11 protein-coding genes are annotated in these 16,128 nt (G+C 55.7%); 4 read left to right on the top strand and 7 right to left on the bottom strand.

Annotated elements, in window-relative coordinates:
* Positions 1-173 precede the first annotated feature (173 nt).
* The 3 genes from asnS (at position 174) to C2E16_RS07625 (ending at position 4,428) form a co-directional block, all read left to right on the top strand.
* Entirely contained in the window at positions 174-1,574 is a 1,401-nt protein-coding gene (asnS, locus tag C2E16_RS07635; RefSeq protein WP_038627008.1) for an asparagine--tRNA ligase, read from the top strand.
* Between the two features lie 300 nt (positions 1,575-1,874).
* Entirely contained in the window at positions 1,875-3,050 is a 1,176-nt protein-coding gene (ompF, locus tag C2E16_RS07630; RefSeq protein WP_084970354.1) for a porin OmpF, read from the top strand.
* Between the two features lie 187 nt (positions 3,051-3,237).
* A complete protein-coding gene (locus C2E16_RS07625; protein ID WP_084970355.1) occupies positions 3,238-4,428 on the top strand; it encodes an amino acid aminotransferase in 1,191 nt (396 codons plus the stop codon).
* Between the two features lie 57 nt (positions 4,429-4,485).
* On the opposite strand, the gene C2E16_RS07620 is transcribed toward C2E16_RS07625, so the two are convergent.
* The 7 genes from C2E16_RS07620 to cmoM form a co-directional block, all read right to left on the bottom strand.
* Positions 4,486-5,115, bottom strand: coding sequence for an MBL fold metallo-hydrolase (locus C2E16_RS07620; RefSeq protein ID WP_084970356.1), 630 nt, complete (start codon positions 5,113-5,115; stop codon positions 4,486-4,488).
* Positions 5,116-5,161: 46 nt separating this feature from the next.
* Positions 5,162-5,710, bottom strand: coding sequence for a YcbK family protein (locus C2E16_RS07615; protein ID WP_038627016.1), 549 nt, complete (start codon positions 5,708-5,710; stop codon positions 5,162-5,164).
* Between the two features lie 185 nt (positions 5,711-5,895).
* The gene (gene ldtD, locus C2E16_RS07610; RefSeq protein WP_038627018.1) at positions 5,896-7,707 is read right to left on the bottom strand and encodes a L,D-transpeptidase; all 1,812 of its coding nucleotides are present in this window, start codon (positions 7,705-7,707) and stop codon (positions 5,896-5,898) included.
* 146 nt (positions 7,708-7,853) lie between these two features.
* Positions 7,854-12,338 (bottom strand): chromosome partition protein MukB, encoded by a 4,485-nt coding sequence (gene mukB / locus C2E16_RS07605; RefSeq protein WP_052133921.1) that lies wholly within the window; start codon positions 12,336-12,338, stop codon positions 7,854-7,856.
* Positions 12,335-13,039 carry a chromosome partition protein MukE gene (mukE, locus tag C2E16_RS07600; RefSeq protein ID WP_038627021.1) on the bottom strand — a complete coding sequence of 235 codons (705 nt, stop codon included), beginning with the start codon at positions 13,037-13,039 and terminating at the stop codon, positions 12,335-12,337. The genes mukB and mukE overlap by 4 nt, the downstream gene beginning before the upstream one ends.
* Positions 13,020-14,342, bottom strand: a complete 1,323-nt coding sequence (gene mukF, locus C2E16_RS07595) for a chromosome partition protein MukF (RefSeq protein WP_038627023.1) — start codon at positions 14,340-14,342, stop codon at positions 13,020-13,022. Before mukF ends, mukE begins: the two co-directional genes overlap by 20 nt.
* Entirely contained in the window at positions 14,339-15,124 is a 786-nt protein-coding gene (gene cmoM, locus C2E16_RS07590; protein WP_038627025.1) for a tRNA uridine 5-oxyacetic acid(34) methyltransferase CmoM, read from the bottom strand. The genes mukF and cmoM overlap by 4 nt, the downstream gene beginning before the upstream one ends.
* Positions 15,125-15,249: 125 nt before the next feature.
* Here cmoM and elyC point away from each other — a divergent pair, with 125 nt between their 5' ends.
* A complete protein-coding gene (gene elyC, locus C2E16_RS07585; protein WP_038630066.1) occupies positions 15,250-16,038 on the top strand; it encodes an envelope biogenesis factor ElyC in 789 nt (262 codons plus the stop codon).
* Positions 16,039-16,128 lie beyond the last annotated feature (90 nt).

Genomic DNA, 16,128 nt, shown 5'->3' with positions numbered 1-16,128 from the left:
TCCGCGTGCTGACGCTCTTCCCCGCCGCGCCTTCTGATTAATCGACGAAATAAACAGAAAACTTTCCGCCAGCGATGAATTCTGCTTGTGTCCTGCCGGACGGCAAGTAACATAGATTAGCCCTAATTTCGGGGTTAACCCGTTTATTTTCGAACTAATAAAGAGAGAACTTTATGAGCGTAGTGCCTGTAGCGGACGTACTGCTCGGCCAGGTTGCGGTTGGCAGCGATGTCACCGTGCGCGGTTGGGTACGTACCCGAAGAGATTCAAAAGCCGGTATTTCCTTTGTCGCCGTGTATGACGGCTCCTGCTTTAATCCCGTTCAGGCTGTCGTCAATAATTCTCTGCCTAATTACCAGAGCGAAGTGCTGCGTTTAACGACCGGTTGTTCCGTCATCGTTACGGGCAAAGTGGTTGAATCTCCGGGCCAGGGACAGAGTTTTGAGATTCAGGCGACTGCAATTGAGGTGGTGGGCTGGGTAGATGATCCCGACACCTATCCGATGGCGGCGAAACGTCACAGCATCGAATACCTGCGTGAAGTAGCGCACCTGCGTCCGCGCACTAACCTGATCGGCGCTGTGGCACGCGTGCGTCATACGCTGGCGCAGGCGCTGCACCGCTTTTTCCATGAGAATGGATATTTCTGGGTTTCCACGCCGCTGATCACCGCTTCCGATACCGAAGGCGCCGGCGAAATGTTCCGCGTCTCTACGCTGGATCTGGAAAACCTGCCGCGTGACGCGCAGGGCAAGGTCGACTTTAACGAAGACTTCTTCGGCAAAGAGGCGTTCCTGACCGTATCCGGTCAGCTGAACGGCGAAACCTACGCCTGCGCGCTGTCAAAAATTTATACCTTTGGCCCAACGTTCCGCGCCGAAAACTCCAATACCAGCCGCCACCTGGCGGAGTTCTGGATGTTGGAGCCGGAAATCGCCTTCGCCTCGCTGGATGACGCCGCCGATCTGGCGGAAGCGATGTTGAAGTATGTCTTTAAAGCGGTGCTGGACGAGCGCGCCGATGATATGGCGTTCTTCGCCGAGCGCGTAGACAAAGAAGCGGTCAGCCGCCTGGAAAAATTTGTTACCGCCGATTTCGCCCGCGTGGATTACACCGACGCTATCGACATTCTGCTCGCCAGCGGTCAGGCATTCGAAAACGCGGTTGAATGGGGCATTGACCTCTCTTCCGAGCATGAGCGCTACCTGGCGGAAAAACATTTCAAAGCGCCGGTGGTAGTGAAAAACTATCCGAAAGACATTAAGGCTTTTTATATGCGCCTTAACGACGACGGTAAAACTGTGGCGGCGATGGATGTGCTGGCGCCGGGTATCGGGGAGATTATCGGCGGTTCGCAGCGTGAAGAGCGTCTCGACGTGCTGGATCAGCGTCTCAATGAAATGGGCCTGAACAAAGAAGATTACTGGTGGTATCGCGACCTGCGTCGCTACGGCACCGTTCCTCACTCCGGTTTCGGTTTAGGTTTCGAACGTTTAATCGCCTATGTCACTGGCGTACAAAATGTAAGAGATGTTATCCCGTTCCCACGAACGCCGCGCAACGCCAGTTTCTAAAATCTGACATTAAATATAAGAAATTCATATATATAAGAAGGCTGACTCTGTCAGCCTTTTTTTATTTTTGTAAATTTTGAGATATCTCACAAAGTTCCCCAATTTTTACATTTTGTAATACATATTTTCCTATTGAAACTACTATTAGGGTTTAGTAGCATTTTCGGAGTAGAATTACCTGCCGGTGAATGGAAAGATGCCAGCAGACACAGGAAGACACCAAACTCTCATCAAGCATTTGTAAATAATTCTTGACGGCAGTGGCAGGTGTCCAAATAACTCCAATGAGGGTAATAAAAAATGATGAAGCGCAACATTCTGGCAGTGGTTATTCCTGCTCTGTTAGCTGCCAGTGCAGCAAATGCAGCGGAAATCTATAATAAAAACGGCAATAAGCTGGATCTGTATGGTAAAGCTGTCGGTCTGCACTACTTCTCTGATTACGCTGGCGACGACGGTGATAACACTTACGTTCGTTTCGGCTTCAAAGGCGAAACCCAGATCAACGATCAGTTGACCGGCTACGGCCAGTGGGAATACAACATCCAGGCTAATAACTCTGAAGGCGGCAGTGACGCTCAGAATGGCAACAAAACCCGTCTGGGCTTTGCCGGTCTGAAATTCGGCGACTTCGGTTCAATCGATTATGGCCGTAACTACGGCGTAGTATATGACGCGCTGGGCTGGACCGATATGCTGCCGGAATTCGGCGGCGACTCTGCTTATTCCGACAACTTCATGAACGGTCGTAGCACCGGTCTGCTGACCTACCGTAACACCAACTTCTTTGGCCTGGTGGATGGCTGGAATTTTGCCGTTCAGTATCAGGGCAAAAACGAACGTAACGACGATCCGCGTCGTGCGAATGGCGACGGCTGGGGCGTGTCCACCAGCTACGAAACGCCAATTGGCGTAGGCTTCGCCGCTGGTTATAGCAGCAGCGACCGTACTGATGTACAGGCTGCTGGCGCACGCACTGTCTATTCTGGTGAAAACGTAACCAGTACCACCGACGTTACTGGCGAAGGCGCGGGTAAACGAGCTGAGTCTTGGGCTACTGCCATTAAATATGACGCCAACAACCTGTATCTGGCGGCTATGTATGGTGAAACCCGTAACGCAACGCCTGTCAGCGTTTCTCGCTCTGGCACTTTTGTTGCCAACAACGGTGTAACTTACGAAAATGCCACCACGTCCGGCTTCGTAAATAAAGCACAGAACTTTGAGATTGTTGCTCAGTACCAGTTCGACTTTGGCCTGCGTCCGTCTATCGCCTACGTTCAGTCTAAAGGCAAAGACATTGAAGGCGTCGGCGATGCGGATCTGATTAAATATGTTGATGTGGGCGCGACCTACTACTTCAACAAAAATATGTCTACCTACGTTGACTACCGTATCAACCAGCTGGATGATAACAACCCGCTGGGTCTGAATACCGACGACACCGTAGCACTGGGCCTGGTTTACCAGTTCTAAGAGGCGATGGATGCAGAGCGAATACTCTGCGCCAAAGCGAAAAACGGGGCCTCTGGCCCCGTTTTTGTTTCCTTATTTTCAGCTTTATATTTCCCGCGTTCTTTTTCTCGCAAACGGTTGGCATTTAAACATTCTGGCGTTAACCTGAAGCCTCATTCGCTTTTCTTGAAGCTTACGGACCTCTCATATGTTTGAAAATATTAGTGCTGCACCCGCCGACCCTATTCTTGGCTTAGCCGATCTTTTCCGCGCCGACGATCGCCCAAATAAAATAAATCTTGGCATCGGCGTTTATAAAGATGAAACCGGCCAGACGCCGGTATTAACCAGCGTCAAAAAAGCTGAGCAGTATCTGCTGGAAAACGAAACCACTAAAAATTATCTCAGCATTGATGGCCTGGCCGATTTCGCCCGCTGTACTCAGGCGCTGCTGTTCGGCCAGAATAGCGCGATTATCAGCGGCAAACGCGCCCGCACGGCGCAGACGCCTGGCGGCACCGGTGCGCTGCGTGTCGCGGCTGATTTCCTGGCGACGCAAACCGAAGCGAAACGCGTCTGGATCAGCAATCCAAGCTGGCCCAACCATAAAAACGTCTTCAGCTCCGCAGGACTCGAAGTTTGCGAATATAACTATTATGACGCCGAGACTCATCAGCTCGACTTTGACGCTATGCTGGCCAGCCTGCGCGGCGCTAAAGCAGGCGACGTAGTGCTGTTCCACGGCTGCTGCCACAACCCAACCGGCATTGATCCGACATCTGAACAGTGGGCGCAGCTGGCGGAGCTGTCCAAAGCGAGCGGCTGGCTGCCGCTGTTCGACTTCGCCTATCAGGGCTTTGCACGCGGTCTGGAAGAGGATGCGGAAGGCCTGCGTATCTTTGCCGCCAGCCACAGCGAACTGCTCGTCGCCAGCTCCTATTCCAAAAACTTTGGCCTCTACAATGAGCGTGTAGGCGCCCTGACGCTGGTTGCCGCCGATCAAAGCGTTGCAGATACCGCGTTCAGTCAGGTGAAATACACCATCCGCGCGAACTACTCTAACCCGCCGGCGCATGGCGCGGCCGTTGTCGCCACTATTCTTGGCAACGATACGCTGCGCGCTATCTGGGAGCAGGAGTTGACCGATATGCGTCAGCGTATTCATCGTATGCGTCAGCTGTTTGTGAATACATTGCAGGAGAAAGGCGCGAATCGCGACTTCAGCTTTATCATTCGCCAGAACGGCATGTTCTCATTTAGCGGCCTGAACAAAGATCAGGTTGTTCGCCTGCGCGAAGAGTTTGGCGTTTATGCGGTAAATTCTGGACGTGTTAACGTGGCGGGTATGACGCCGGATAATATGGCGGCGCTGTGCGAAGCGATCGTGGCTGTGCTTTAAGTTTTATACAATGTAAAAAATGGGCCTCTGCTGGCCCATTTTTCTTTTCTGCGGTTATCAGTTCAGGAAAGGATTACTGATGCGTTCACGGCCCAGCGTCGATATTGGCCCGTGACCAGGAATAAAAGTAATATTATCGCCAAGCGGCAACAGTTTATTTTTAATCGAGTCTATTAGCGTCTGATGATCTCCCTGCGGGAAATCGGTGCGCCCTACGCCGCCGCTAAAAATAACGTCGCCGGAAATCAGTAAACGGCCCGCGCGATGAAAAAAGACGATGTGTCCGGGCGTATGGCCGGGACAATGTAAAACGTCCAGCGTCGCCTGCCCTACCTGTACCTTATCCCCTTCTTCCAGCCAACGATCGGGCGTCAGGGGCGCGCATTCCGCCAGCCCAAACATTTGGCTCTGTACCGGCAGCGCCTCCAGCCAGAAAGCATCCTGCTTCTGCGGCCCAATAATCGATACGTTATAGTGCGCGGCCAGTTCTGCCGCCGCGCCAACGTGGTCGAGATGGCCATGGGTAAGCAGCACCGCTTTTACCGTCACATTCTGCGCTGTTACCTGCTGCTTAATCAGCTGCGCATCGCCGCCAGGATCCACCAGCGCCGCCTCGCGCGTTTCACTACACCAGATTAATGAATAGTTCTGCGCGAACGCCGTTACGGGAATAATGTGATAATCCATAATGCTCCATTATCCGCAGCCAGCAGCGCCGCGGAATTTCTCTCAGTTACCAGTGCCTAACCGGCCCGGTATCAATATGCACAAAGTTGCTGCGGGGGTAATATCCTACACCACCCGCGCGCATTTTCAGCGCCGCTTTACGCACATTGCTCAGAGAAATGCCTTCGATATGAAAATCCATCGCCTGCCCAAGCGTATGGTAACTGTGTTTAGCTACGCCACTGCCTTTTTCACGCAGCATATTATTGGTGGAAAGCGAGCGATAGCCCGAAATAAGCTGAACCGGTTTGCGGGTTTCCAGCATCGCCTGTAAGCGGTAGAGCTGATCGAACAATTTCGGGTCGATACTTTTAATTTTATTTGCCCGATAGTCACGGAAAAAATGGTTTAACCGTGCCAGCTCATCTTTATCGTAACTTTTGCCGTTAAAAAATTCCGTTTTCAGCGTTTCGCCAGTATGAAGGTTGTTAAGCGTCAGAATGCGGGGGCGAGAAGTCGAAACTGAGGCAAGAGCTGAGCCAGGAAGCAGCGCAAGCCCTGCTGCCGCACCACCAAAAACCAGCAGCTTACGACGTTGAGAATCAATAGTAGCCATAAAATGCGTTTACCTACAAAAAGAAAGCGAAGCGTGCAAAAAGTACACAAGCCCGCACCATAACCGCCACTTTTATTAACGTCAAGGTACCAGGGACAGGAATGTGAAGATAAAAGGAGAAGGGATTAAGAAACCGGCTGCCTGAGCAGGCAGGCGAGCCGGAGAAAAGAATAAAAAATCAACGACTAAAGTAACAGCTGGCCTGCCTGGGCGAGAATGCGGGTGCCCGACTGAGCCGTAGTATCATAATTGTAAATATCTGTTCGGAACTGTGTCTCGCCATCATCAGTAACCCAGGCAGTCAAATAAAACAGATTAACCGGGATGCGATGACGAATAGGCACATAGCGCGTATCGCCCTGCTTCAGGCTGCTGGAAATACGCGCGTCGTTCCAGCCTGCGTCCTGCAACAGCAGATTGGCCAATTCAGACGCTTTATTCACCCGCACGCAGCCTGAACTTAACGCACGAATATCCTTCTGAAACAGACCGTGATTGGGCGTGTCATGCAGATAGATGGCATCAGAACTGGGCATATTAAACTTGAAGCGGCCGAGCGAGTTAGTCGCGCCCGGCGCCTGACGCAGCCGGTACGGGAAATTTGACGCCGACACCATACTCCAGTCAATCATGCTGGGGTCGATAACTTCTGCATCATTGCTCCAGCCCGACAGCAGCGTATAGCCATGTTTGTAGAGATAGCTGGGATCGCGCTTAACCTTAGGAATAATATCCTGACGCACCAGCGTCGTAGGCACATTCCACGGCGGATTCAGCACCACGTTATTCAACGCGCTGCGCATCAACGGCGTTTTACGATCGGGACGCCCGACGATAACGCGCGAAGAGAGGATCTTATTGCCGTCGGCATAGTAGACCAGCGAATAGTTGGGAATATTCACCATGATGCCGTTACGCATATCATCCGGCAGCAGACGCAGCCGCTGGATGTTCAACGCCAGCAGTGCGGCGCGCAGCTGCGGCGACACATTCAGCCACTCACGCGTGCGCGGACCGACAGAGCCATCAGGGTCCAGCCCCTGCCAGCGCTGAAAACGTTTTACCGCTTCGGTCAGCTCAGAGCTGTAAACATTATCGCTGTTCGCTACCGGCTGCGACGCCGCGACATTGCCGGGATTTTCCGGCGTCGCGGCAGGCAGGTCGGCAACATTTGCCGCCGATGGGCTGACGACCGCCGTCTGGCTGTGATGATTTAGCGCGCGCGCGTCAGCGGGCGCTGCATCATCGCTGGGCGCTGGCGTATCGCTATGCGTAAGCATACCGGTGCGCTGTAAAATCTCTCTTAGCGCCGGCACGTCATCGCTGATTTGGCCTGGACGAAGCGTCTGCTTATCTTTGAGCTGCGGCCAGGGATGAGTGTCCGCCAGTAGCGTTTTCAGCGCCTTGTGCATGCGCGCATACTGCGGATGCTGCGGTGCCAGCGAACGAACAAAGGTTGACAGATGACCGGCGTCAGCGGCTGAGATCCACTGATTCGTCACGGACATCGGCGGCAGCGCCATTTTGTATGGCACACGACTGTAAAGCCACTGCTCGCCCTGCTGTGGCACACTGGAAACAAACTGCAAATAGCCGAGCATAGCGTCCGATAAAATCACATCGCGCGCCATACCGGTAATGTCGGGATTAGTTAACTGCTGTACCCACTGAGTAAACTGCGGCTGAACGCCGGAGAGCGCCATTTCCGCCAGCTGCTGCTGGAACTGCTGTACTCCCTCTCTGTCCTGCCAGAGCGGCTGCATCTGGCGCGCAGCGTAGAGGGTGGCCAGCGTTCCGGTATAAAAAGGTTTAACGCCCTGCGGCAATGCGGCCAGCATTTTCTGTTGCGCCGCGGCTGCGCTCATCGTGTCGCCAACAATCTGGCCGGGTACGGCCGTGATAATCGCCGCTTCGGCCGTTACCGTCTGTAGCAGGCTAATGGCGACCGCACAGGCCAGCGCTGTTTTTTTTACTGCATTACTTTTTGCCAGCAACATCCTTGCCCCCTGCCTGTTTTTATCGACGGTTAACACACCGTCAAACCTGTTAATTATTATAATAAGTATATAAACGAAAAACGGCATTTGTCTCAAAGAGCAAATGCCGTTGATTAGATTAAACGTCACGCAATGCTTTTACTATATCAAACCTGCGTTTTTTCATCCTCACGCTGGCCCTGTTCTACCTGCGTCTGCGGCAAACCCGCGCCCGGTATGGGATCGGCAGAAAAACCGCGTAGCCCGACGACATGAACATGTTCCGTATTGTTAAAGACTTTACGGACCAGTTTGTAAGTCGTGCCTTTCTCCGGGCTGATATTTTCCGGCGCGGCGATAATCAGCTGCATCTCCAGACGTTCACAAAGCTCAAACAGCGTAGCGATCGACTTGGCATCCAGACGCGCCGCTTCATCCAGGAACAGCAGACGACACGGGCTGATATCTTTACCGCGCAGGCGACGCGCCTCCTCTTCCCAGCTCTGCACTACCATTACCAGAATCGACATACCGGTACCGATCGCCTCGCCGGTTGACAGCGCCCCGCTCTCCGCACGCAGCCAGCCGTCCGAACCGCGGTTGACCTCGACTTCCATTTCCAGATAGTTACGGTAGTCAAGCAGCTCCTCGCCGATGGTTTGCGCCGTGCGCTGTCCCATATCAATCTGCGGATTCAGGCGCTGCCACAGCTTCGCCAGCGCTTCCGAGAAGGTCAGTCGGTTGCTGTTGAAGAGATCCTGATGCTGCTCATGCTGTTCCGACAACACATCCAGCAGCGTGGCGTGGCTTTCGCGCACATTGACGTTCAGCCGCACGCTGCGGACCTGACCAAAGCTGACGCTTTGCAGCCCCTGGTTAAGTTGACGGATGCGGTTCTGCTCGCGCTGAATAGTTTTACGGATGATATTCGCGACGCTGCGCGAACTGATCGCCAGCATTTTCTCGCGCGCGGTCAACTCTTCCGTCAGACGGCTCAGCTCGATCTCCATCTGCTCGATCGCTTCTACCGGATCGTCCGTGCGGATAATATCCTGACGAATACGCTCGCGCAGATGCTGATAAACCGCGATAAAGAACTGGATTTTGCGCTCCGGCCGCTTCGGATCTTCCGAGAGACGCAGCACATCGCGCAGATGTTCGTTGTCGGCTACCGCCAGACGCAGCGCGCCCAGCGCCTTATCCGACATCGAGCGCAGCTCGTCGCCGCCAAGGTAGGCCAGCTCGCGCCGATGCAGACGCCGCTCAACGCCGTTATCTTTTACCATGCGCATGACCGCGCACCAGCCCGCTTTAGCGCTGACCACCTGTTCACGGCTGATATGATAATCGCGCTCCAGACGGCGCAATTTCTTCTGCAGTCCATCCATCTCCGCTTCGCAGAAGGTCAGCTGTTTTTCCAGCTGGTTGCGACGGGAACGGTTATGGCTGAGCGCGTTATGCAGTTCGTCGCGACGAATGCGCGCGCGTTCTTCGGCGCTGGCGTCCGCCTGAACGCCGATATCCAGCATCTCCTGCTGCAGCTCTTTCAGCATGTCACGCTTGGCGTCATAGGCGCTCTTTAACGAGGCCAGCACCTGCGAATACTGGGTCAGCTTCGCCTGATGTTCGCGCAGCTGTTCACGGGCGCGGGCGCGCTCCGCTTCGGCATGTTCCAGACGCTGACGCAGTTTTTCGTTTAGATCGCTGGTGCCGGTCAGCATGCCGGCGGAATCCGCATAGCTGAAATGGGCGCGGCGCTGCACCACCTCGGTGATGGCGAACGCCTGCTGACGCGCCTCGCGCTGCGCCTGCTGCGCCTGCTGGTAATCTGCTTTCAGCTGTTCATGCTGCTGCGGATCGCTTTGCAGTACGCTCAGCAGCGGCTCCAACCGGGAAAGATGGCCGCCGTGCTGCTGAATAAAGCGCGCTGCCTCCTGCGCTTCGCTGAGCAGCTCACGCAGTTCTTCGCAGCGATCGGCCAGCGTGTCGTCAAGCAGCAGGTTCACGCGCGGCAGCAGGCGGTTTAACTGCGCCACGCCCTCTTTCGCCAGATCATATTGCTGACGCTGCTGCTGGTTTTCGCTTTCATGCGCGCTCAGCGCGCGTTCGATTTCGCCGCGGCGCGCATTGAGTTGGCGAATCTGCGCTTCCGGGTCTTCTTCAAACGCCACCGCCAGATGAGTGCCGATAAAGCGGCTGAAGGATTGATGCAGGCGCTGAGTTTTCTGCACGTCAAAGGAGAGCGTGGCGTACGTTTCCGCCAGCTGCTCGCGCTGGTTATGCAGCAGTTCCAGCTGCTTCTCGCGCGCGGCGCGCCCGAACAGCGGCACTTTCGGGAAGCGGGAATAGCGCCACTGACGCTCCGCCACTTTCACCACGACCGCTCTGTCCAACTCTTCAGTGCTGAACACGCTGTCGTCGAAGGATTGCGGATCGCCTTCGATCAGATAAAGATCTTCCGGGCAATCCTCCAGACCGTTCAGCTGTTCGCGCACCAGAGACAGATCGGGCACCACGATAGCGTGGCGCGACGGACCATAGAGCGCCGAGAAGTAAGGCGCGTCTTCAAAGGTGACGTCATCATAAATTTCAGAGAGCAGCACGCCGCCGAAGCGTTCGGCCAGCGCGTTAAGGCGCGGATCTTCCGAGCCGCCGGGCTGGCTTAAGCGTTCAATTTGCTGTTCGGTTTCACGTTTACGCGCCGCTACCTCGTCGCGCTCAACCGTGGTCTCACGCTCGCGCTCCAGCAGCTGCTGCATAAACTCGGTCACCTGCTGGCTGTTTTCCAGCGGTTGCCCGGTCTGCTCACTGAGCTGGGTCAGGATCTCCTGCGCCGCCAGCCAGTGCGGCGCGCGCGCGGTGAGCTGGCTGATGCGCTCACGCACCTGCTCCAGCTCCTGACGCATCATCATGCGCTGTTCGCCCGCGTCGGCGACGCTCTGCCCCAGCTGCTCGATGCGCGCTTCCAGCTCATGCTGCAGCGCTTCAAGCTCATGAGCCTCATACTGCTGGCCCTGACGTTTGCAGAACTCATTCAGCAAACGCTCCGCCTCATACTGCTCGCGCAGACGCTGTTCCATTTCGGAGAGGCGCATGCGCAACGAAGCGAGCTGTTCGGCCTGATGACGCTGGTTGGCGGCGTCGCGCAGCAGCTCCCGCCCGGTTTGCCAGGCTTCGCTGCGGCTGACCGGTCCGGCAATTTTGCATACCAGCTCGAATGCCTGCTCAAACTGGCTGTGCGCCGCCTCGGCCACGCTCATTTTCTGTTCCAGCTGCAACAGCGTTTCCGTCGCTTCCTGTTCGCGCGCCTGGAACGTCTCCTGCCACGCTTCGGCGTTGTCGATAGTCAACTCCGGCAGACGGCAGATCTCCTGCGCGCGCTTCAAAGCCGCCAGCGCCTGCTGATACTGAATCGCGCGCGTTTGCTGCACATCCAGCGCCTGCTGGTAATCCGCCAGCTGGCTTTTCAGCTCATCGACTTCCAGCTCGGCCGCTTCTCTGCGCGCTTCCCTCTCGTCCTGCACTTCGCGCGCTTCGGCCACCACTTCATTCTGCTCTTCCAGACGATAGGTCAGCTCATCGAGATCGGCCTCGTAGCGCTCGATCTTCTCCTGCTGACGCACCGCTGTCTGCACCAGATTAAGATGATCGCTGGCGGCCTGGTAGTCGGTCTCCAGATCGCTTTCGGCAGCGCTGTGTTCAGCCAGCTCGCGCGCCATTTCGACATGGCGATACTGTTCGGCGGCCAGCTGTTTACGGCTGGCGAAAAGCTCGTTGCGCAGCGCCAGCGCGCCGTCCAGATGGATGCGACGTTCGTTGGCGTGGCGCATATAGTCCGACGCCACATAATTGGTGGCTTCGGAAATAAGATGCTTAAAAAGATCGCGATCGGACTGGGTGACGCGAATCGCCTCCAGCGTCATGCGGTTTTCACGCAGCGCGGCTTCCATATCCTGAAACGCTTTACGCACGCCGCTGTTTTCCGGCAGCAGGTAATCGCGCAGCGAGCGGGTGATGGCGCTGGAAATACCGCCGTACAGCGAGGCTTCAATCAGGCGATAGAATTTGCTGCGATCGCTGGCGGAACGCAGACGACGCGCCACAATGCCCAGTTCAAACATCAGGCTGTGGTAGTCGATGATGGAGTTGTACTGTTTAAACTGCACGCCTTCCATCGCCTCGACGCGATCTTTCAGCTCATTCAGCGGCAGTACGCGCGCCTGACGCGTGCCGACCGTCTCCGTCAGCACTTCGGTAGGATGCTGCGCGCTCGGCAGGCCATGAATGCTGAAGGGACGAATATCCACTTTTTTATCGCGTCCGGCCACCTGTTGCAGTCGCACGCCGACGATTACCCGCTGATGGCGTGAGTTGACCACGTCGAGAACGGAGTAGCAGACGCCGGGGCGCAGCTTGCCGTGCAGGCCTTTATCGCGTGAGCCGCTGGTGGAGCCAGCCTCGGTGGTGTTACGAAAATGCAGCAGCGTCAGATCGGGGATGAGCGCCGTAATAAACGCCGCCATAGTGGTGGATTTGCCGGCGCCGTTGCCGCCGGAAAGCGTGGTCACCAGATTATCAAGCTCAAAGGTGCGCGCGAAAAAACCGTTCCAGTTAATCAGCGTGAGCGAGCGAAACTTGCCGCGTTCAATCATTCCTCTTCATCCTCCGCCGTTTCTGTCTGGCGCTCAGCACTCTGTTCTTCGACGCTGTTTTCCAGCGTCATCGCTTCACCGACGCGGATCATGCGTAGCTGCGCCTCGCGCGGGTCGTCGCCGCTGCGCACATCCGCGCCGAAGCGAAATACCGATTCCATAATGCGAAACTTGCTGCTGTCGTTGCCCATAAACCACACCATGCCGAGACGGCGCAGGCGGCTTAATGAGGCGCGCACCTTTTCATGCAGCTTCTGCCGATCGAGATCGGATCCAGTGGAACGCTGGTTCACCAGCTTCAGCAACTTGCCTTCGTCCGCCAGGCTCAGCAGCTCGTCATAAAGCTCCTGCTGAGAGAAAATGCCCTCGTTGGCCAGGCGCTCCGGGCTGAGATAGAGATAGCAGAGGATTTTCCCCACCAGCATATCCAGCTCCGACAGCACCGAGCGCGGGATTAGCGTCGTGGAGCGCGGGCGCAGATAGAAAAAACCTTCCGGCGCGCGTACCAGCTCCACGTTATAACGCGCATAAAACTCTTCGAGATATTCCTGGTAATCCATCAGGAAGGCGTGGTTGTCCAGCTCTTCGATACCAATATGTCGCCCCGCACGCAGCTGACTGTCCAGCGCGGGAAAAATCGGATTCGCCAGCGCCTGTGCCAGCTTAAGCGGCATCACTTGTTCAATATTTGTCGATGACATGCGCCTGCACCTTGGCTCCGTAATCATTAATGGGCTGCCATTGCGCAGGCAACCCGGAAAAATCAGCTTCCGCCACGCCTAAGCGCACCGCCTGATCGACGACGATACGCGCCACATCAAAATGACGGGCTCGTGGATACTGCGCCAGATAATCCCGCATCACCTCGCCGAGGTTAAGCGGTTTATTTTCCGTTTTGTAAATCTGCAGCGCTTCTTCAATCATTGCTGCAAGCTGCTCGCGGATTTCATTGAATTCTTCATATTCCAGTTCGGAAGGCAGCTCGCCGGTCACCTCTTCGTCACGCAGCGCCATCTCTTCGTCACGCATATCGAAGAGACGATCCGCGTTGGCGTAGGTCAGCGCCCAGGGCTGATCGAAGTAGTTCTGCACCGACTGGCGCAGCCGCTGCGCAAAGACGCGGTTTTTATCCATGTCGATGGCGGTACGAATAAATTTATGGACGTGGCGGTCATAGCCGATCCAGAGATCGATCGCCTGCTGACCCCAGCTGATAATGCGATCCAGCTTGTTTTGCAGATCGAACACCAGCTTATCGACAAAGCCGAGATCGGGGCTGCCGAGCGTGGCGTCCTGAATGCGCAGCAGGTTGGCCTGCAGCTTATCGCCCGCGGCTTCCAGCGTATCCTGCAGCTCGCGCAGCGTGCCGGAAGTTTCGGAGAGTAGCAGCTCGCAGCTGGAAATCGCGGCGCGCCAGTCCTGATTCAACAGCTCGGCGATATCGCTTTTCACCGCCTGCTGTTGTTCATCCATCAGGCGCTGAGTTAAGTCGATGCTGTCGAAGATTTCCGCGACGGAATATTTTAGCGGCGCGAAGACGTTGCGGTGCCAGTGAAACTCATCGCCATCCTCTTCCGCCGCGTCCGCCGCGCGCTTCAGCTCCTGCGCCACCACGGAAAGCTGCATCGACAGACGCAGCGTGGAGAATTCGCGCTGACGGATATAGTAATCGGTAATGCCGATAGCCAGCGGCGTGAGACGATAAATCGCGTTGCCGTCGGCCATTTCGCTGGTAAAGCGGTTAAGCAAACGCTGGCGCACCATATCGTTTATCGCATTGTTGGCGCGCACCATGACGGTTTCATGCGTCTGCTCAAAAGCTTTGCTGACGTGGCGAAACGCGTCAATCAGCTCGCCTTCGCTCATTTCGCCATCCATCCGCTCGCTGTTGAGCGTGGCGATAGCCAGCAGGAAGGCCAGACGTTCGGTAGGTAACGAAACGGAAAAATCATTCTTCCGCGCCCAGGAGACAAGCTCCGGGACAGTCTGGGAAAAATCACTCATAGTTGGTCCTTCTGGGCGGGTTTCCGCGCGGTAACATGGATATAGCGCCCGAGGCTGATAAAGGGTTCCTGTCGGCAATAGCGTGTTTCCATCGCCAGCACCCGATCAAATTCATCAATTCTTAACTGCTTATCGTGCATGTAATCATGAAATACCCGAATGCCGGCGCGGCGTTCAATGCTAAAGCCGCACGTCTGCAGCCACTGATAAACCTGCTGGGGATCGCGCGGGTAATCGGGCGACAGCGTTTTCTTTTTCCGCTTTATCATGCCCGCTTCCAGCCAGCCGAAATTCCCGTGCGCCAGATTCTGCAGAATCAGGCCGTGCAGGTTATAAAACATCAGCGACAGCACGCCGCCCGGCGCCAGCGCATCGTACAACGCGGCGAGGATCGCTTCGGGTTCGGCGACCCATTCCAGCACAGCGTGAAACAATACCAGATCGGCTGGGTTATCCAAATGTTGCGCCACCTGCTGCGCGCTAATTTGTTTAAATTGCATGTTGGCAATCACGTTCTGCTGCTCCGCATTGATGCGGGCGCGCTGCAGCATTTCACCAGAAATGTCGCACAGCAATACCTGATGACCGCGCGCCGCCAGGCCGCAGGCGATCTGCCCCTGCCCGCCGCCGACATCAAGAACATGCAGCGGCCGATCCGGCAAGGTAGTCAACAGCGCGTCCAGCTCCTGCCACAGGATGGCCTGACGAATACGCCCTTTAGTGGTACCGTAAATGTTTTGCGCGAATTTATCTGCAATATCGTCAAAGTTACGATCCTGCATTGCGGCAGCTCCGGTGAATGGCCGTTAAGTAGCGCCTATTTTGTCATACCCCAGCGCAGAATGAACCTTTGATGCAAATTCTGGCTGTCGGATGATGTTTTTTCGGACAAAAGGAATCCGTAATGTTGTTTTTTACTTTAAAAAAAATCGCTGGCGGGATACTGCTGCCTTTACCGCTCCTGCTTCTGACCATGGCCGTCGGGATTTTGCTGCTTTGGTTCACCCGCTGGCAAAAAAGCGGGAAAATCATCATTTCTGCGGGATGGGTTATCTTATTCGCGCTAAGTCTGCAGCCGGTCGCCGACGGCCTGCTGCGTCCGCTGGAAAATCGCTATCCTACCCGCAATCAGGCGGCCGACGTCGACTATATCGTGGTGCTGGGCGGCGGCTATACCTGGAATCCCGCCTGGGCGCCCAGCTCCAATCTGATCGGCAACAGCCTGCCGCGCATCACCGAGGGCGTACGTCAGTGGCGCATGCATCCGGGCGCAAAAATGATCTTTACCGGCGGCCCGGCGTTAAGCAATCCGGTAAGCAATGCGCAGGTGGCGGCAACGGTCGCCGCGTCGCTCGGCGTGCCGCAGGCGGATATCATTCTGCTTGATCGACCGCGCGATACTGACGATGAGGCGCAGGAGGTCAAAAAAATCGTCGGGCAGCGCCCGTTCCTGCTGGTGACCTCTGCGAATCATATGCCGCGCGCGATGGCCTTTTTCCACCATCGGGGCTTATCGCCTTTGGCCACGCCGGCAAATCAAATGGCGATCGACTCGCCGCTTAACTGGTGGGAAAAAGCGCTGCCTTCGCCGCTGTGGCTGAGCCATAGCGAACGCGCCGTCTATGAAGGGTTAGGCGGTCTCTGGCAGAAGATAAACGGTAAACAGGCAGCGGATAACGCCGCAGGCGGGGAATAACCGCCGTGGCCGCATGAAAAAGCGAGGCGGGAGATATTACAGAGGGAGAGGCCAATGGCTTCTCCCTCTGTCTACACGCAGCAAGAAGAA

It is taken from the genome of Mixta calida (assembly GCF_002953215.1).
GTDB classification, from domain to species: domain Bacteria; phylum Pseudomonadota; class Gammaproteobacteria; order Enterobacterales; family Enterobacteriaceae; genus Mixta; species Mixta calida.
Note: the sequence above shows the minus strand (reverse complement) of the source record. Positions and strands in the feature narration are given on the sequence as shown.

Excerpts from the sequence above, each read along its gene's own strand:
- asnS (WP_038627008.1), top strand. The coding sequence starts at position 174 with ATGAGCGTAGTGCCTGTAGCGGACGTACTGCTCGGCCAGGTTGCGGTT.
- ompF (WP_084970354.1), top strand. The coding sequence starts at position 1,875 with ATGATGAAGCGCAACATTCTGGCAGTGGTTATTCCTGCTCTGTTAGCT.
- C2E16_RS07625 (WP_084970355.1), top strand. The coding sequence starts at position 3,238 with ATGTTTGAAAATATTAGTGCTGCACCCGCCGACCCTATTCTTGGCTTA.
- C2E16_RS07620 (WP_084970356.1), bottom strand. The coding sequence starts at position 5,115 with ATGGATTATCACATTATTCCCGTAACGGCGTTCGCGCAGAACTATTCA.
- C2E16_RS07615 (WP_038627016.1), bottom strand. The coding sequence starts at position 5,710 with ATGGCTACTATTGATTCTCAACGTCGTAAGCTGCTGGTTTTTGGTGGT.
- ldtD (WP_038627018.1), bottom strand. The coding sequence starts at position 7,707 with ATGTTGCTGGCAAAAAGTAATGCAGTAAAAAAAACAGCGCTGGCCTGT.
- mukB (WP_052133921.1), bottom strand. The coding sequence starts at position 12,338 with ATGATTGAACGCGGCAAGTTTCGCTCGCTCACGCTGATTAACTGGAAC.
- mukE (WP_038627021.1), bottom strand. The coding sequence starts at position 13,039 with ATGTCATCGACAAATATTGAACAAGTGATGCCGCTTAAGCTGGCACAG.
- mukF (WP_038627023.1), bottom strand. The coding sequence starts at position 14,342 with ATGAGTGATTTTTCCCAGACTGTCCCGGAGCTTGTCTCCTGGGCGCGG.
- cmoM (WP_038627025.1), bottom strand. The coding sequence starts at position 15,124 with ATGCAGGATCGTAACTTTGACGATATTGCAGATAAATTCGCGCAAAAC.